Source organism: Chromobacterium haemolyticum (genome assembly GCF_002081825.1).
Lineage (GTDB): Bacteria > Pseudomonadota > Gammaproteobacteria > Burkholderiales > Chromobacteriaceae > Chromobacterium > Chromobacterium fluminis.
Genome location: NZ_MUKU01000002.1, coordinates 204,857 through 222,582 on the forward strand (window position 1 = coordinate 204,857; position 17,726 = coordinate 222,582).

11 protein-coding genes and 1 riboswitch are annotated in these 17,726 nt (G+C 66.2%); of the genes, 10 read left to right on the forward strand and 1 reads right to left on the reverse strand.

The window, feature by feature from the left end:
• The first annotated feature begins 186 nt into the window (after positions 1 to 186).
• The 10 genes from B0T39_RS02160 (at position 187) to B0T39_RS02205 (ending at position 17,299) form a co-directional block, all read left to right on the forward strand.
• Entirely contained in the window at positions 187 to 4,530 is a 4,344-nt protein-coding gene (locus tag B0T39_RS02160) for a hotdog fold thioesterase (RefSeq protein WP_081544595.1), read from the forward strand.
• Positions 4,531 to 7,623 (forward strand): PfaD family polyunsaturated fatty acid/polyketide biosynthesis protein, encoded by a 3,093-nt coding sequence (locus B0T39_RS02165; protein ID WP_081544596.1) that lies wholly within the window; start codon positions 4,531 to 4,533, stop codon positions 7,621 to 7,623.
• Positions 7,620 to 8,384, forward strand: coding sequence for an SDR family NAD(P)-dependent oxidoreductase (locus B0T39_RS02170; protein WP_081544597.1), 765 nt, complete (start codon positions 7,620 to 7,622; stop codon positions 8,382 to 8,384). Before B0T39_RS02165 ends, B0T39_RS02170 begins: the two co-directional genes overlap by 4 nt.
• A gap of 156 nt (positions 8,385 to 8,540) precedes the next feature.
• Positions 8,541 to 9,797 (forward strand): thioester reductase domain-containing protein, encoded by a 1,257-nt coding sequence (locus B0T39_RS02175; protein ID WP_081544598.1) that lies wholly within the window; start codon positions 8,541 to 8,543, stop codon positions 9,795 to 9,797.
• Position 9,798: 1 nt separating this feature from the next.
• On the forward strand, positions 9,799 to 10,671 hold the full coding sequence (locus B0T39_RS02180; protein ID WP_081544599.1) for a hypothetical protein: 873 nt from the start codon (positions 9,799 to 9,801) through the stop codon (positions 10,669 to 10,671).
• A complete protein-coding gene (locus B0T39_RS02185) occupies positions 10,653 to 11,432 on the forward strand; it encodes an amidohydrolase (RefSeq protein WP_081544600.1) in 780 nt (259 codons plus the stop codon). Before B0T39_RS02180 ends, B0T39_RS02185 begins: the two co-directional genes overlap by 19 nt.
• A gap of 94 nt (positions 11,433 to 11,526) precedes the next feature.
• Complete coding sequence (locus B0T39_RS02190; protein WP_081544601.1) at positions 11,527 to 12,474, forward strand: ABC transporter ATP-binding protein; 948 nt, start codon at positions 11,527 to 11,529, stop codon at positions 12,472 to 12,474.
• Positions 12,467 to 13,576, forward strand: a complete 1,110-nt coding sequence (locus B0T39_RS02195) for an ABC transporter permease (protein ID WP_081544602.1) — start codon at positions 12,467 to 12,469, stop codon at positions 13,574 to 13,576. The genes B0T39_RS02190 and B0T39_RS02195 overlap by 8 nt, the downstream gene beginning before the upstream one ends.
• A gap of 265 nt (positions 13,577 to 13,841) precedes the next feature.
• Complete coding sequence (locus B0T39_RS02200) at positions 13,842 to 16,007, forward strand: penicillin acylase family protein (protein WP_176219462.1); 2,166 nt, start codon at positions 13,842 to 13,844, stop codon at positions 16,005 to 16,007.
• A gap of 110 nt (positions 16,008 to 16,117) precedes the next feature.
• A riboswitch (yybP-ykoY riboswitch) is annotated at positions 16,118 to 16,262 on the forward strand.
• Positions 16,263 to 16,318: 56 nt separating this feature from the next.
• Positions 16,319 to 17,299, forward strand: a complete 981-nt coding sequence (locus tag B0T39_RS02205; RefSeq protein WP_081544604.1) for a sodium:calcium antiporter — start codon at positions 16,319 to 16,321, stop codon at positions 17,297 to 17,299.
• 93 nt (positions 17,300 to 17,392) lie between these two features.
• Here B0T39_RS02205 and B0T39_RS02210 read toward each other — a convergent pair whose 3' ends face one another.
• Entirely contained in the window at positions 17,393 to 17,716 is a 324-nt protein-coding gene (locus tag B0T39_RS02210; RefSeq protein ID WP_206118943.1) for a DUF3761 domain-containing protein, read from the reverse strand.
• Positions 17,717 to 17,726 lie beyond the last annotated feature (10 nt).

The window sequence follows — 17,726 nt, forward strand, 5'->3', positions numbered from 1 at the left end:
CGGCCATACAGTCGAGTCGCGGCAGCGGGAGATTCGCCTAGCCGCCGCCGCGCTCGAAATCGGCCCGCGCCGGTTCAATCCAGATCCCGCGCCGCCGCCCGCCGCTTTAACAGCGGCCGGCGGCGGAGGGGGACGGTTGCGCCCAAGGTTTGGGAATGTTGGCTCTACTTTAGGCACGGAAGCATTATGGAAGAAATCGCCATTATCGGATTAGGCTGCCTGTTTCCAGGCGCCGAAACGCCAGAACAGTACTGGCGCAACCTGCTGGAGCGGCGGGATTGCACCTCGGAATTGAGCCGGGAAGAGCTGGGCGTGGACCCGGCGCTGTATCGCCATCCGGTGCCGGGCACCGCGGACAAGATCGCTTACAACAAGAACGGCCATGTGCGCGGCTTCAAGCTGGACACCGGCCGCTACAGGCTGCCGGCCGCGCAGCTGGAGGCGCTGGATCCCTTGTTCCAATGGACGCTGTACGCGGCGGAACAGGCGCTGATCGACGCCGGCCAGGGCTCCGGTCAGGGTGTGGGCCACAGCGCCGAAGCGCTGGAGCGCTGCGGCTTGATCATTGGCAATATCGGCATGCCCACGCACGCCGGCAAGAAACTGCTCAACGGCTTCTATCAAGGCATCCTGGAGCCCTACGTCCAGGAACTGCTGCAACGCGACGATTTCCATTTCCGCCAGCCCTGGCAGGCGGAAGGCTTGTCCGATCTCAATCTGATGACCGGCAGCCACAACGCCACGCTGGCGGCCCAGGCGCTGGGCCTGGCCGGCCCCAGCTTCGCGCTGGACGCGGCTTGCGCCTCCGCGCTGTACGCCATCCGCGTGGCCAGCTACTACCTGCAAAGCGGCAAGGCCGACCTGATGTTGGCCGGCGCGGTCTGCCACGCCGACCACATCTACATCGATCATGGCTTCAACGTGCTGCAGGCTTTCCCGGCGGACGGCCAATCGGTGCCGTTCGACCGCAACTCCCAGGGCCTGAAGGCGGGCGAGGGCGCCAGCGTGATCGCGCTCAAGCGTTACGCCGACGCGGTGCGCGACAAGGACCGCATCTACGGCGTGATCGAATCCATCGGCCTGTCCAACGACGGCGGCGCCAAGCACATTCTGGTGCCCGACCTCAACGGCCAGTTGCTGTCGCTGAAACGCGCTTACGACGGCGTGGACAAGAACATCGATTATCTGGAATGCCACGCCACCGGCACCCCGGTGGGCGACCAGGTGGAGCTGGGCTCGGTGGAGACCTTCTTTGCCGACCAGGCGCAGCGGCCGCTGATCGGCGCCAACAAGGGCAATATCGGCCACATGCTGACCGCCTCCGGCATGGCCAGCATTCTCAAGGTGCTGCTGGCCATGCGCAGCGGCGTGATTCCGCCGACGCTGAACGTGGAAGACATGGTCAGCACCCCGGGCGGCCAGTTGGACATCCGCCACGTGGTGCGCGACACCACGCCGTGGCCGCAGCGTGGCCAGGCCAAGCGCGCCGGCATCAACGCCTTCGGCTTCGGCGGCGTCAACGGCCACATGGTGCTGCGCGAACACCGCGCCGACGCACCGGTGACCGCCTGGCCGCAACTGCCGGCCGAACAGCAAAGCCTGGCCATCGTCGGCGTGGGCGTGGCGCTGGCGGACACTGAAACCCCGGACGCCTTGCTGCGGACGGTGGCCGAGGGCCGCAGCCACTTCCGCCCGCTGCCGCGCACCCGCTGGCTGGGCCTGGAGCGGCGCGCCGACGTGCTGGGGGCGCGCGGCTACCGCCAGGCCCCGGCCGGTGCTTATATCGAGCAGTTCGACTTCGACTGCAAGCGCTTCAAGCTGCCGCCCAAGGTGGTGGGCAGCCATCTGCTGTCGCATTTGTTCCTGATGCCCATCGCCGAGCGCGCCTTCTACGACGCCGGCTATCAGCTGGACGGCCACAAGCGCAATATCGCCGTCATCGTCGCCGGCGACGTGGACTACAGCTGCTCGCGCTACCAGGCGCGCAACGAGATGGCCTGGCAGGTGCGCGACAGCCTGGCGCACAGCGGCATCTCGCTGAGCGAGGCGCAGACCGCGGCGCTGGAAACCATTGTCAAGGACAGCCTGTTCCCGGAACCGTATCCAGAAGGCATTACCGGCGGCATCGGCAATGTGGTGGCCAGCCGCATCGCCGCCCATCTGAAGCTGGACGGCCCGGCCTTCTCGCTGTGCGCGCATGAAAACGCCGCCTTCAAGGCGATAGAACTGGCGCAATTCATGTTGTCCGAGCAATTGGTGGACGCGGTGATCGTCGCCGGCGGCAGCTTCGCCGGCGGCCTGGAAAACGTGTTGTGGGCGCCGCGCCGCGGCGCCGGCCATGTCGACGCGCCGGTGGGCGAAGGCGGCGGTGTGGTGGTGCTCAAGCGCGAGCAGGCGGCCTTGGAAGCCAAGGACCGCGTCTATGCGGTGATGCGCGGCCTGGCCATCGGCCACGCCTGCGGCGATAGCACCGAGTTCCAGCCGGCGGCGGACGCGGTGGCGCGCTCGGCGGCGGCGGCCTTGCGCCAGGCCGGCGCGGATCCGGCGTCGGTGGGCTATCTGGAACTGAGCGGCGGCGCGCTGGCCAGCGACAACCAGGTGGAGATCGACGGTCTGTCCCGGGTTTACCGCGATAGCGGCGTCGCCGCCGGCTCGGTGGCCGCCAACTACGGCCAACTGGCCTCGGCCCAAGGCATCGTCAGCGTGATCAAGGCCGCGCTCTGCCTGCATCGCCGGCAATTGCCCGGCGCGGCGGCGTTGGCCGCCTATCCGGAGGCCGCGCTGCGCGCCGTGTTCCGCGCCGGAGAAACCGGCGCGGCCTGGCCGGCGCCGGCCGGCGGTCTGAGGCTGGCGGCGGTCAACAGCCTGGGCCTGGACCGCGGCTACGCCCACATGATTCTGCAAGAGCCGGGCGAAGCCAATCGCCTGGAAGCCAGAGCGCCGACGCCGCCGCAGACGGGCGGCCCGGCCCTGGTCGCCACCGTGCATACCGGCCGCGAACACACCATCGCCGAGATGATCGTCAACGATGCCAACCGCGCGCTGTTCGGCGACGTCAAGCCCTGGCGGCGTCCGCAGCCGGCGGTGGAACCGGCGCAGCCGCAGCCGGCCGCCGCGCCGGCGGACGGAGAGGCGCCGGCCTTGCAGCGTCAACAGAGCCGCCAAGCGCAAACCCAGCTCAGCTATCTGCAGGCGGAACAGCGCTTCTACCAGCGCATCGCGCAACTGCTGGGCGCCGGCGCGCCGGCCGGCCAGCGCCGCGCGGCCAAGCCCAAGGCCGCCGCGCCGGTACCGCCGCGCCCGCGTCCGCTGTTCGACGAGGCGCAGCTGGTGGAGCTGACCGACGGCTCCATCGCCAAGGTCTTGGGCCCGGATTACGCCGAGGCCGACAGCTACCCGATCCGCACCCGCATGCCGTCGCCGCCGTATATGTTCGCCTCGCGCATCACCGCGCTGTCGGCGCAGCCGGGCAAGCTGGAGCCGTGCTTCATCGAGTGGGAATACGATCTGCACCCCGACGCCTGGTACGTGTCCGACGGCCTGGTGCCGGCCTTCGTGTCGCTGGAAGCCTCGCACGCGATGATCGTGGCCTTCACCTATATCGGCTGCGACCAGCTGTTCAAGGGTCAGCTGCGCTACCGGGCGGTGGACAGCCAGACCACGGTCTACGGTCCCTTGCCCAAGGCCGGCGAAGTGCTGCGCGGACGGGTCAACATCAAGTCCTTCCTCAAGGTGGGCAAGAACGTGCTGATCGCCTACGAGTATCTGTGCTACGTCGGCGATAGGCTGAGCTTCAAGCTGGAGGCCAATTCCGGCTTCTTCCTGCCCAAGGACATCGAAAAATCCAAGGGGGTCAACACCGCGCCCTATCTGAAAGCCGGCCAGCCGGCCGAGCCGTTCCAACCGCCGCTGCGCTGCGGGCGCGCGTTCTTCGACAACAGCCATATCGAGGCCCTGCAACGCGGCGATTTCGTCGCCTGCTTCGGCGATGCCGCCTACGCCGCATCGCGCGCGCCGCGCTTGTACGCGCCGGCCGCCAAGATGCTGGACCGGGTGGTGTCCATCTCCGCCTCCAGCGGCGCCTTCGGCCTGGGCGAGGCGGTGGCCGAACGCGACATCGACCCCAGTCACTGGGTGTTCCGTGCCCACTTCAAGAACGACCCGGTGATGCCCGGCACCTTCCTGGTGGAAGGCTGCGAGCAGCTGGTCAAGTTCTACCTGTGCTACTTGGGGCTGTACTCGCTGCCGGGCATGGTGCCGCACGCGCTCAGCCCGCATAGCTACAGCGCCAAGTTCCGCGGCGAAGTAAAGTGCGAGGCCGACACCCTGCGTTACCGGCTCACCTGCAAATCCATCCACTGCGACTACCAGGCCGACGGCCAGCTGGAGCGGATGGCGCTGGTCTTCCTCGCGGAGATCATCTACCGCGGCAACGTCATCGGTATGTGCGACAACCTAGGCGCCGGCTTCAGCCGAGCGCCGGCAGCGGCGGACGCTTCGGCGCCGGCGCTGACAGCGATAGAGGCATGAATGAACCAAGACAAGCTTTGCGTGGCGCCGCGCTTTGCGGCCCCGGTGTACAAATGGCAGGGCCATGCCGGCAAGTTCCAGCAGACGCCGGAACAGGCCCAAGCCCAGTTGCTGGACCTGGCGCGGCCGCTGCACGTGCTGCGCCAGCAGGACGCGGTGCTGCTGGAACCGGCCGGCGGCCTGGCCGGCAACGGCCAGGTGGATTGCCTGGGCATGGTGCCGGCGATGTTGCCGGAATACTTCGGTGATCCGTCCTTCCTGCGTGACTACGGCGTGCGCTTCGCCTATTACGCGGGCGCCATGGCCGGCGGCATCAACTCCGAGGACATGGTGATCGCGCTGGGTTCGCGCCGCATCCTCAGCGCCTTCGGCGCCGGCGGCCTGACGCTGGAGCGCATCGGCAGCGCCATCCGCCGCATCAAGCAGGCGCTGCCCAACGGCCCGTATGCGATCAACCTGCTGCACAACCCCAGCCAGCCGGACTGGGAGATGAACTGCGTCAAGCTGTTCATCGAACAGGACGTCAAGGTGGTGGAGGCCTCGGCCTACGTCAATCTGTCCGCCGCCATCGTCTACTACCGGGTCAAGGGCCTGGAAGCCGGCGACAAGGGCGCGGTGATCCGCCGCAACCGCGTGATCGCCAAGGTGTCGCGCCGCGAAGTGGCCCAGCACTTCCTCAGCCCGGCGCCGGAAAAGATCGTGCGCAAGCTGCTGGCCGAAGGCCTGATCAGCGAACGCCAGGCGGAGCTGGCCAAGAAAGTGCCGATGGCCGACGACATCACCGTGGAAGCGGATTCCGGCGGCCACACCGACAACGGCCTGCTCAGCTGCGTTTTCCGCTCCATCGCGGAACTGCGCGACGACATCGCCGCCAGCCAGGGCTATCCGTTCACGGTGCGCGTCGGCGCCGCCGGCGGCATCGGCAGCCCGCACGCCACGCTGGCGGCGTTCTCGCTGGGCGCGGCCTACGTGGTCACCGGCTCCATCAACCAGGCCTGCGTCGAAGCCGGCACCTCGGACCCGGTCAAGCAATTGCTGGGCAAGGCCAAGATCGCGGACATGGCGATGGCGCCGTCCGCCGATATGTTCGAACTGGGCGCCAAGGTGCAGGTGCTCAAGGGCGGCAGCATGTACGCGGTGCGCGCGCAGAAGCTGCACGGCCTGTACAAGCAGTACCCCGGCCTGGAGCACATCCCGGCCACCGAAGTGGCCAGCTTGGAACAACAAGTGTTCCGCCAGCCGCTGGCCCAGGTATGGGCCGACACCGAGGCCTTCTTCGCCGGCCGCGGCAACCAGGCGCTGATAGACGCCGCCAACGCCAACCCCAAGAAAAAGATGGCGCTGCTGTTCCAGTGGTATCTGGGCCAGTCCTCGCGCTGGGCGATCTCCGGCGTGGCAGAGCGCGCGGTCGATTACCAGATCTGGTGCGGCGCGGCGATGGGCGCGGCCAACGAGTGGCTGCAAGGCAGCGAGCTGGCGCCGGTGGCCAAGCGCAAGGTGGCCGACATCGCGGTGGAACTGATGGCCGGCGCCGCCTACCTGAGCCGCGTGGCGGCCTTGCGCCAGCTGGGCGCCCTGACGCCGCAGCGGCTGGAGCGTTACCGCCCGCTCAGCGCCCGCATGACGGCGCTGGACGAAGACGACATCGGACCCGAACCCGAATTGAATGACATCCCGTCATCAACCGTAGCACCAACCGTAGCATCACAGGGCAAGCAAGAGGAGAGCAGGAATATGGAAGGCAATACCAAGCTGTCGCTGATCAAGTCCAAGGATTTTTACAAGCAATGCTGGGAGCTGCTGCCGGGCGGCACCCATTACAACTTCGGCGACCCGGAGCGGCCGCTGGTGGTGCCGTTCAATCGCGGTCGCAACTCCCGGGTATGGGACCTGGACGGCAATGAACACCTGGACCTGTTCTGCAAATTCGGCGCGCTCTTCGTCGGCCACCACAACGAGGCTTATAACGAAGCGCTGATCCGCTACATGCAGAAAGTGACCTCGGTGGACACTTGCGACCTGGAAGTCGAAGTCTGCGAACTGATGGTCAAGCACATTCCTTGCGCCGAGATGATCCGCTTCTGCCTGAGCGGCACCGAGGCAGTGCAGAACGCGCTGCGCCTGGCGCGCGGTTTCACCGGCAAGCAGCGCTTCATCCGCTTCCACGGCCACTACCACGGCAACGCCGACAACATCATGGGCGGCCGCAAGCGCCAGGACCTGAGCTTCCCGGTGCCGGAAACCTTCAAGGGCGATCTGCTGGACACCCTGGGCCGCGCCGACGGCGCGCTGGAGGATCAATCCTTCATGCTGCCGTGGAACGACATCCAGGTGCTGGAAGCCACCATCGAGCGTTACCACAATGAAATCGCCGCGGTGCTGATGGAGCCGATCTGCGTCAACGGCGGCGGCATCTTCCCGCGCGAAGGCTATCTGGAGCGCGCCAAGGAAATCTGCGAGAAGTACAACATCGTGCTGATCTTCGACGAGATCATCACCGGCGTGCGTCTGGGCCTGTCCGGCGCCCAAGGCATCCTCGGCGTCACCCCGCACCTGTCCACCTTCGGCAAGGCGCTGGGCGGCGGCTCGATGCCGATCTCCGCCATCGCCGGCCGTCGCGACATCATGGACCTCTACACCCGCGGCAAAGTGATCCACGCCGGCACCTTCAACGGCTACCCGTTGGGCCTGGCCGCGATCAAGAGCACTTTCGAGCTGATCGAACAAGATCCGGGCTGCTACGAGCGCATGGGCCGCTTCACCGAGCAGATCTCCGACACCTTCATCAAGGCCGCCCACGCCAACGATCTGCCGCTGGTGGTGCAAGGCATGCCCACCGCGCTGGTTTACCACTCGCAGGACACCATGGTGGACCGCTCCGAGGGCTACAGCGACAAGGTCAAGTTCTGCGACATCATCATCCGCGAAATCTCCAAGCGCTACGGCATCCAGTTCTCGCCGCTGTCGCGGATCTACTCCAACCTGCTGATGAATCAGGACGACGTGCGCTTCTTCGAAGAACGCATCTTCGACGCCATGGCCAACGCCCGCAAAGTGATCGACATCGCCTTCAAGGAAGGAGAGGTGGCGTGACCCGGCAAGTCGCCGTCGTCACCGGCGCGGCCGGCGGCTTCGGCAGCGCCATCGTCAAGTCGCTGCTGGAAGTGGGCTACGCGGTGGCCGCCACGGACGTGGACGCGGCCGCGCTGGAGCAGCTGGGCCGGGAGCTGGACTGCCCGGACAGCCTGCGCGGCTTCGTCATGGACGTGACGGATTCCGCCAGCGTGGACGCGGCCAGCGCCGCCATCGTCGAACGCATGGGGGCCAACATCACGGTGCTGGTCAACAACGCCGGCGTCATCGGCCGCGGCTACTGCACGGCGGAGAAGAGCGGCGAGCTGGCGCGACGGGTGTTCGACGTCAACCTCAACGGCGCCTTCAACGCCACCGCGGTGTTTTCCCGCCACATGGCGCGGCTGAAATACGGCCGCATCATCAACATCGCCTCGGTGGCCGGCATCTGGGGCGCGGCCGGCGGGTCGGCGTACGCGGCGTCCAAGGCCGGCCTGATCAAGGCGTCGGAGTCCTGGGCGCGGGAGCTGGGGCCGCTGAACATCTGCGTCACCGCGATCGCGCCGGGCATCTGCAAGACCAAGATGCTCAACCAGTTCGTCGACCGTCAGATGGTGGAACAGTCCGACGAGGCCATCGTCAAATCCATCGTGCCGGTGGGACGCTGGGGCTTGCCGGAGGACATCGCCGAAGTGGTCACTTTCCTGGCCACCTGCAAGACCAACTATCTGAACGCCACCGTTATTCCGCTGGATGGAGGCATGAGGGTAGGCACCTTGTAAGAATCTGTCCAAGGCCTGCTGCGCTTCAGCGATACGGCGTTGAAACCGGTTTCGCTCTAGCGCGCGAGACTTGGATCAGGTTCTGCTGCATAGCGTGACAGGGGGCCGGCCGCGCCGGCCCCCGACTGGAACCAAACCAAATTCAGAGGTGAAGTCATGGATTACCGAGCCAAGACCAGCGTCAAGAACATCGTGCTGACCGGCCCCACCGGCGTGCTGGGCGGCCGTTTGCTGCAGGAAATACTGGCCACCACCGACGCCAACGTCTATTGCGTGGTGCGGGCCGAGAACAAGGACGCCGCGCGCGCCCGCATCGAAGACGTGCTGTATTGCTACGACGAAGGCCGCAAGCTGTCCACCGAAGCCTGGCGCATCATCCCGGTGCTGGGCGACATCAGCCAGCCCATGCTGGGCCTGGACGCCAGCGCCTACCGCGACCTGGCCCACCTGGCGGACCTGGTGCTGCATTGCGCCGCCAACGTCAGCCTGGTGGCCTCCTACAACAAGATCGCCCCGGTCAACGTGGGCGGCACCGCCAACCTGATCGAGCTGTGCCTGGCCGGCAAAGCCCCGCTGGTGTTCACCTCCAGCTTCAGCATGGTGGGCGACAAGCTGTACCAACCGGACTTCGTGTTGCGCGAAACCGATCTGGACGTGGGCCAGGGCTTCGTCAACATGGACTACGAGCGCTCCAAGTTCACCGCCGAGCGCATGGTGCACGAGGCCGGCGAGCGGGGCCTGGACTGGGTCATCGTGCGCCCCGGCAATATCTGGGGCGACAGCCGGACCGGCTGCTACCCGCTGAAGCAGACCAAGGTCAAGGGCATTTACTACGAAATGCTCAAATCGCTGGTGGAAACCGGGCTCACCTTCGCCTCGGACGAAGCCTTCGACATCTCGCCGGTGGACTACGTGGCCCAGGCCACCTTGTTCGCGGCGATGAATCTGCAATCCAGCAATCGCCGCACCTACAACCTGACCAATCCGCGTCCGATCAACTACGACGGCATCGTCGCCCGCCTGCGCGGCTACGGCTACACCCTGCGCGACGTATCGTCCAAGGACTACTTCGAAGCGCTGCAGGAAGGCCGCATGCACCGCGGCGGCACCGGCTACCGCTCCACCTTCACCGATCTGATGGCCATCTTCTACGACGGCAGCGATTGCAAGGAGCACGCCAAGTACGACACCAGCGAGATTCAGGAGCTGCTGGCCAACACCGACATCCGCTGCCCGGACTCGGACCAGGCCTTGTTCGGCCGTTATCTGGACTACGCCTGCAAGGTGGGCTTCCTCAACGCCCCGTCGGCGCAGACCCCGCTGGCGGAAATCAAGCGTCACACCAGCATGGCCGGCGGCTATATGGAGAGCTTGTACGACGCCGACCTGAGCGACGCGGCGGCGGTGCGCTGAGATGCTGGCCGACGAGGAAGCGCTGATTGAAGCGCCGGGGGAGCTCGAAAAACCGTCGCGAGCGGTTCGAGAGCAAGACGCACCGCGCGCAGCGACCGAGATAGTACAAGGAGTACAGCGAGGGAGCCTGTGGCTGAACGAGGCTGTCGCCTCGCACGCCAACGGAGCAACGCAGCTATCGGACCGCGCAGCAGGTTTTTCGAGGTCCCCGCCTGTCGCGGAACTGCTGCTGGACTACCAGGTGCTAAGCAACGGCGAGCCGATAGGCCGCTTGCGCACCGAGCGCCGCCGCGGCTGGCTGGACGACCTGCCGGTGCTGCAGGTCAGCAACCGCATGGACCTGCGCTGCAGCGGCCTGTGGTTCGACTACACGCTGCAATCGGACGAGAGCATGGACTTCGGCGCGGACGGCCTGTGCCGCTACGCCGGCGTCTCCGACGAGGACGGCGACAAGACCGTGATCAAGGGCCGGCTGCGTCAGGGCGTGCTGACCCTGCGTCTGCACGACGGCCAGCTGGAAGTGCGCCGCTTCAAGCAGGGCGATTTCGACGCCAGCAGCGAAGACGCCGCCGAGCGCTTTCTCGTCGGCGGCCAGGCCGAGGCCACCTTGCGGGTGCTGGATCTGGAGCACTTCGACATCGACGAAGTCCGCTACCAGCGGCTGCCGGACGAAACCCTGGACCTGCTGGGGCAGCCGCGGCGGACGAGGGTGGTGGCCTATCAATCCAAGCGGCGCAAGATCAGCGGCACCGGCTGGTATCTGTCCGACGACGGCGGCGAAGTGCTGGTGCGCCAGAGCAGCCGCGAACGCGGCGACCACAACGAAGTGATATTGACCCATTGGGAAAGCAAACCATGCCAAATCAAGACTTAGCCGTCACCCTGGTGCAAAGCGACATCGCCTGGGAATCGGTGGACCAGAACCTGCAGCGGATGGAGCGCCACCTGAGCGCGGTGAACGACAGCCGGTTGATCGTACTGCCGGAAATGTTCACCACCGGCTTCAGCATGCGGCCGGAGAAGATCGCCGAAACCATGGACGGCAAGGCGGTGCAATGGCTGCGCGACACCGCGCGCGCCAAGCGCGCCGACCTGGTGGGCAGCGTGGCGATAGAAGAGCAGGGCCGCTACTACAACCGCCTGCTGTGGGCCAAGGCAGACGGCAGCCTGTTCAGCTACGACAAGAAGCATTTGTTCAGCTTCGCCGGCGAGCACGAGCACTACACCGCCGGCGCCGCGCCGCTGATCGTCAAGGTGGACGGCTGGTCGGTGGCCGCCTTCGTCTGCTACGACCTGCGCTTCCCGGTCTGGTCGCGCAACAACAACAGCCAGTACGACCTGGCGCTCTACATTGCCAGCTGGCCGGAACGCCGCGCCAAGCACTGGCAGACGCTGCTGCCGGCGCGGGCGATAGAAAACCAGGCCTTCGTCATCGGCGTCAATCGCGTGGGTATGGACGGCAACGACATCCGCTACAGCGGCGACTCCATGCTGATCGATCCGCTGGGCGACACCCTGTACCACGGCCGCCAGCTGGAAAGCGTGCATCAGGCCAGGCTGTCGCGCGCGCAGCTGGACGATGTACGCGCCCAGTTCCCTTTCCTGAAGGATGCGGACCGTTATCAACTCGTTTGACCGCATGGCGGCAATGAAAAGAGGCGGATAAGCCCTGCGGCTGCGCGGGGTTTTCCGCTGCTTCGGTTCTCCTTCGGCTCCTACGGAAAGTGAAATGCACCAAGCCACAACAAGAGAAAAAGTCATCGAATTCCAATCGGTGACCAAGCGCTTCAACGACTACACCGCGGTCAACGACGTGTCGCTGGACATCTATCGCGGCGAATTCGTCGCCCTGCTGGGGCCCAACGGCGCCGGCAAGACCACGCTGGTGGAAATGCTGGAGGGACTGAAACAGCCGGAGGCCGGCTCCATCCGCATCCTGGGCCGCAGCTGGCAGCAGGACGAAAGCTATCTGCGCCACCGGCTGGCCGGGGTGCTGCAGGAATCGCTGTTCATCAACAAGCTGCGGGTGGATGAAACCGTCAACCTGTTCGCCAGCTTCTACGGCCGGCCACGCAGCCGCGCCGACGAGGTGTTGGAACTGGTGGAGCTGATCCCCAAGCGCAAGGTGATGGTGGAAGGGCTGTCCGGCGGCCAGCGCCAGCGGCTGGCCCTAGCCATCTCCATTCTCAACCAGCCGGAAATCCTGATTCTGGACGAACCCACGACTGGCCTGGACCCGCAAGTGCGGCGCGGCACCTGGGACATCCTGCGCAAGCTCAACAAGGAGCTGGGCTCCACCATGTTGCTGACCACTCACTACATGGAAGAAGCCGAATACCTATGCGACCGCATCTGCATCATGCATCAGGGCCGCATCCTGACCCAGGGCACGCTGGACGAACTGCTGGCGGCGCACGAGCCGGGCGAAGTGGTGGAATACCGGGTGAAGAGCGGCGTGGGCGGCGCCGAACCCAAGCACAAGGACAACATCATCAGCTACAGCTACGACCAGGCGTCCGCCAAGGCGAGGCTGCTGGTGCGCAACGGCTCCGCCTTCCTGTTCCGTCTGTCCGAGTTCATCCGCGAACAACAAATCGACATCGACGAAATCATCGTGCGCAAAAAAACGCTGGACGATTTATTCCTGTCACTGGCCGGCCGAGGTTTCCATGAATAACGCCTTGCTCAATCTGATCGTCACTCAATTCCGCCAATACCTGCGCGAACCGCAAATCCTGTTCTGGTCCTTCGGCTTCCCGCTGCTGCTGGTGTGGCTGCTGGGCGTGTCCTTCTCCGGCGGCGAAATCAAGGAGCGCACCATAGGCGTGGTGCTGCCGGCCAATGTGCAGGAACAGGTCGCGGTGCGCGCCTGGATCAGCAAGGTGGAGGCCCGCAACCAACCTCTATCCAGCGTCATCAACGCCGACGAGATCAAGCGCGGCCACCTGATCCGCATGAAATACCGCTTCCAGTACTACCCGGACCGCGAATCGGTATTGCGCGGCCTCAAGCGCGGCGACGTGCAGGTGTTCATGGAGCCCAGCGCCGACAGCGGCAAGCGCATCTACTATCTGGACCCGCAGAACAACGAGGCGCTGCTGACCTACTTCTTCCTTGGCGACGACCCGGACGCGCTGAGCCAGGCGGTGGACAAGAATATGTCGGTGCTGGACAGCCCCGGCCTGCGCTACATCGACTTCCTGGTGCCCGGCCTGGTGGCGATGGCGGTGATGGAAACCTGCCTGATCGCCGTCGGCTGGTCGCTGATCGAAAAACGCGCCACCCGCGTCACCCGGCAGATGCGCATCACCCCGATGCGCAAGACCGATTTCCTGTTGGCCCATGTGCTGGCCTGCCTGGTGTTCAGCCTGCTGGAAACCCTGGTGCTGTATCTGTTCGCCAGCAGTTATTTCGACGTGCACGCCCAGGGCGGGGCGCTGCCCTTCATCGTGCTGCTGCTGGCCGGCAACGTCTGCTTCGCCGGCATCGCCATCCTGGCCGCCTCGCGCGCCACCAAGGCGCAGACAGCCAACGGCCTGCTGGAGATGACCATCCTGTTCCTGGTGATCTTTTCCGGCATTTTCTTCAGCTATAAGCACTTCCCGGACTGGATGGTGTCGGTGATCGAGGTGCTGCCGCTGACGATACTGGCCGACGGCATGCGCATGATCTTCGTCGAGGGCGCCGGAGTGCTGGAGATCGCGCGTTCGGCGGTGCTGCTCACGCTGATCGGCATTGCCGGCTTTGTCAGCGGCGCGCGGGTGTTCCGCTGGTATTAGGGGAGCAGGGAACTGACGTTGGAGCTTAGCCAAATTGGTGCGCAGAGAACCGCGTTTCCGATGTGCCCCTAGTCCCTTCAAGCCTGCCAGCCGGGCAGCCCCGGCAATGCAAATCATCAATCCGCGTAGCGGATTCAACATCAGGTTGGGCGCGGGCGTTAAGCACGCCGGCTTGTGATGCATTATCAAGCCGCTCACCCGCCGGTTGACCAGAGGAACCATGCGAAACAACGGCCGGGTGAGTGGCGCGAAAGGAGGAAAGGTAGTGAAACGCTTGATCCTCGCCCTATTGGGCATCGCCATGCTGTCCTTGCTGACGGCCTGCGAGCTGGACGACGACGGCAAGCCGCGCGGCAGCCAGGTGCTGTGGGACCGCAGCGGCGTGCCGCACATCTACGCCGCGCGCGCCGACAGCCTGGCCTACGCCTTCGGCCGCGCCCAGATGCAGGCGCATCCGGAACTGCTGCTGCGGCTGTACGCCCAGGGCCGCGGCCGCGGCGCCGAGTACTACGGCGCGGTGTTCGAAGCCGGCGAGCCCTTTCCCAGCAATATGGCGGAAGTGGATCGCCTGGTGCGCGCCATGGGTTTCCCGGAGCGCTCCAAACAATGGCTGCAACAGCAAAGCCCGCGCATGCGCGCCTACCTGGACGCCTTCGTCGCCGGCGTCAACGACCAGGCCGCGGCCAGCGGCGGCCTGAGCCCGGCGGCGCGCGCGGTGTTGCCGGTGCGCAGCGAGGACGTGCTGGCCCACACCCTGCGCATCTTCTTCAGCTATCTGAGCGGCGCCACCGCCACCGGCGCGGCCAATTGCTCGCTGATTTACCCGGACGCGGTGGCCACCCCCATCAATCTGATCGGCGGCTCCAACGGCTGGGCGCTGGGTCCGGCCAAGAGCCGTTCCGGCAACGCCATGCTGCTGGCCAACCCGCATTTGCTGTGGGGCGGCAGCCATACCTGGTTCGAAGCCCAATTCAAGAGCCCGGAATACGATATCTACGGCGCCACTCTGGTGGGCCTGCCGGTGATGCGCATCGGCTTCAATCAGCGGCTGGGTTGGGTGCACACCGTCAACACCCAGGACGGCTGCGACCTGTACCAACTCAAACTCAGCGGCCGGCAATACCTGCTGGACGGCGTGGCGCGCGACTTCGAAACCAAGCGCGAAACCCTGTATATCCGTCAGCCGGACGGCAGCCTGCAAGCCGAGCAGCTGACGCTGCGCCGCGCCGAGCAGGGCCCAGTGTTCGACAAGGACGGCCAGAGCTACGCGCTGCGCATTGTCGGCGTCGACCAGCTGCAGACCCCCGGCGTGCTGGAGCAATGGTGGGACATGGCGCAAGCGCCCGACTTCAAGGCCTTCCGCAGCGTCGTGGCGCGGCTGCGCAACCCTTACCACAACATCATCTACGCCGATGCCCAGCGCAATATCTGGGCGGCTTTCGGCGGCCTGACCCCGCGCCGAGCCGGCGGCGACGCCGCCTACTGGGCGCAGCCGGTGGACGGCAGCCGCAGCGATCTGATCTGGCGCCAGGCGCTGCGCCTGGACGAATTGCCGCAGGCGACGAATCCGGCCAGCGGCTGGGTGCAGAACTCCAACAGCGCGCCCTGGTATATGAGCAAACCGGCGCTGGACCCGGCCGCCTACGCCGCTTATCTGTCGCCGCAGATCTCGCCCTTGCTGCGCGAACAGCGCGGCATCGAGCTGATCGAGCAGACGCCGGCCTTCAGCTTGGACACGCTGCTGAGCGCCAAGCACGACACCCGGCTGCTGCTGGCGGACCGGGTGCTGGACGATTTGATCGGCTATGCGCGCGCCTCCGACGACGCCGGCCTGATCGCCGCGGCGCAGGTGCTGGCCCAATGGGACCGGCGCAGCGACGCCGCCAGCAAGGGCGCGGTGCTGTTCGCCGCCTGGGTGGCGGCCTCCGGCGGCGAAGACGCCTTGCGTTACCGGCAGGAAGCGGACCCGGCGCAGCCCTACAGCACGCCGGCCGGCCTGCGCGACGCCGGTTTCGCGCTGAGCAAGCTGGGCGCGGCCACCCAGGGGCTGCAACAGGCCGGCGTGCCGCTGGACATCGCCTTTGGCGAGGTCTACCGGCTGCGGCGCGGCCCCGCCGGCGGCGCGGCGCGGCTGGACCAGCCGGCCAGCGGCGGCGCCGAGGGCCTGGGCGCCTTCCGCACCTTCAGCTATATCGGCGACAGCGATGGCCGCCAGCGCGCCATCTTCGGCGACACCTTCACCGCGCTGGTGGAGTTTGGCCGGCCGCTGCGCGCCAAGGTGATCAACACCTACGGCAACAGCAGCCAGCCGCAATCGCCTTACTACGGCGACCAGTTGCCGTTGGCGGCGCGGAACGCCATGCGCGACGCCTTGCTCAATCGCGAGCAGGTGGAGGCGGCGCTGTCCAAGCGCGAGTGGTTCCGCCGCTAGCGCCGAGGCGGCCGCGGCGGCGACGTCGCGGCCCTTCGGCTTCATCCGCTGTGGGCGTCGCATGACGGACGCCTAGGTTTGCGCCATTGAGCCCGGGCTGGCACAATGGCGCCGTTGTCATTGGGGAGTAGCCATCTTCGGCCCCGCCGAAGAGGCCGCGTCAACAAACTTGAGGAGCTTTCCTCATGGCGCGGTCAGCGGCCGGCATTGCCGGCGCCGCCAAGCGAGACCTTTGGCCACGATGCGTTTGCCGCCGGGCAAGCCGCGTCGTTGCGCCATTGTCCATTCGCTTGCCCGGCCCAAGACCATCCATGCTGTTGACCCTGTCGTTTCTGCTCGGCCTCGCCGTCCTGATCTATCTATCCTGTCAATACTTCGTCAACGCCATTGAATGGTGCGGACGCCATCTGAACCTGGGCGCCAGCGCCGTAGGCACCGTGCTCGCCGCTTTCGGCACCGCCTTGCCGGAGAGCGCGGTGACTTTGACCGCCATGGCCTTCGGCGACACGCCGCAACATAAGGACATCGGCGTCGGAGCCGCCTTGGGCGGGCCGCTGGTGCTGGCCACGCTGGCTTACGCGGTGGTGGGTTTCGCCCTGTGGCGCAACCGCAGCCGGTTGGGGCGCGCCGATTATCTGCTGCGCGTCGATCACCGCCGGCTGGCCGGCGACCAGATGGCCTTCCTGTTCGTCTTCGCCTTGAAGGTAGCGTTGGGCCTGGTGGCCTTCGCCATCAAGCCCTGGCTGGGCGTGCTGTTCCTTGCCGCTTACGCCGCCTATGTCTGGCGCGAGATCCGCAGCGCGGAGACCGCGCCGGAAGAGGAGGAGTTGGACGCCTTGAAGCTGCGCGCCGGAGGCGGCTTGGGCTGGGCGGCGACGCAGGCCTTGTTGGCCTTGACGGTGATCGCGGTGGCGGCGCACGGCTTTGTCGCGCAGCTGGAAGCGCTGGCCGGTCATTGGGGCGTGGCGCCGCATTTGGTGGCCTTGCTGCTGAGCCCGGTGGCCACGGAATTGCCGGAAATCATGAACGCGCTGATCTGGCTGCGCCAGGGCAAGGAGCGTCTGGCTTTGGCTAATATCTCCGGCGCGATGATGATTCAGGCGACGATTCCCAGCGCTTTCGGCCTGTTCTTCACCCCGTGGATGTTCGATAGCGTCTTGCTGTGGTCCGGTCTGGCCACAATGGCGGCGATCGCCGGGCTGTGGCTGCTGTTCCGCCGGGGCAGCGTGGACGGCCGCTGGCTGCTGGGCGCGGGCGCGGTGTATCTGGTGTTTGCCGGCTGTCTGGTGTGAGGCGAGAGCCCGTTCAATGCAAATGGTACATGAGCATTTTGAGCTTGGTTTCAACGCCGTATCGCTGAAGCGCAGCAGACTATGAACGGGTTCTCAGAGCCAGGCCGCCACGCCGCCATGATGCGAGCACGTGCCGCGCCGGTGCTGACTGAAACTGTAGCTGCCGTCGCGGCAACGCGCGCTGGCGCCGGCCGGCGCTTTGCCGGAACGGGTATGGGCCGGGCTGTGCACCTCTACCCCGTCGGAGTTGGTGTAGCTGCCGTGTTCCAGCAACTGCTCCTGAGCCGGCGCGCTGGCATGGCGATGGGGGTGAGGGGCTTTGGCCTGAACCGGCGCGGCAAGCAGGGCCAGGCTGAGGCCCAGAAGGCCGGCGAGACGTCGCCAGACAGGCATACGGAACTGAGCTGGATTTTTCATGTCATTAGCT

What these genes read in the sequence shown, in the direction of transcription:
- B0T39_RS02190 (WP_081544601.1), top strand. Translation starts at nt 11,527, where the DNA reads ATGCACCAAGCCACAACAAGAGAAAAAGTCATCGAATTCCAATCGGTG.
- B0T39_RS02185 (WP_081544600.1), top strand. Translation starts at nt 10,653, where the DNA reads ATGCCAAATCAAGACTTAGCCGTCACCCTGGTGCAAAGCGACATCGCC.
- B0T39_RS02195 (WP_081544602.1), top strand. Translation starts at nt 12,467, where the DNA reads ATGAATAACGCCTTGCTCAATCTGATCGTCACTCAATTCCGCCAATAC.
- B0T39_RS02205 (WP_081544604.1), top strand. Translation starts at nt 16,319, where the DNA reads ATGCTGTTGACCCTGTCGTTTCTGCTCGGCCTCGCCGTCCTGATCTAT.
- B0T39_RS02160 (WP_081544595.1), top strand. Translation starts at nt 187, where the DNA reads ATGGAAGAAATCGCCATTATCGGATTAGGCTGCCTGTTTCCAGGCGCC.
- B0T39_RS02165 (WP_081544596.1), top strand. Translation starts at nt 4,531, where the DNA reads ATGAACCAAGACAAGCTTTGCGTGGCGCCGCGCTTTGCGGCCCCGGTG.
- B0T39_RS02210 (WP_206118943.1), bottom strand. Translation starts at nt 17,716, where the DNA reads ATGAAAAATCCAGCTCAGTTCCGTATGCCTGTCTGGCGACGTCTCGCC.
- B0T39_RS02180 (WP_081544599.1), top strand. Translation starts at nt 9,799, where the DNA reads ATGCTGGCCGACGAGGAAGCGCTGATTGAAGCGCCGGGGGAGCTCGAA.
- B0T39_RS02175 (WP_081544598.1), top strand. Translation starts at nt 8,541, where the DNA reads ATGGATTACCGAGCCAAGACCAGCGTCAAGAACATCGTGCTGACCGGC.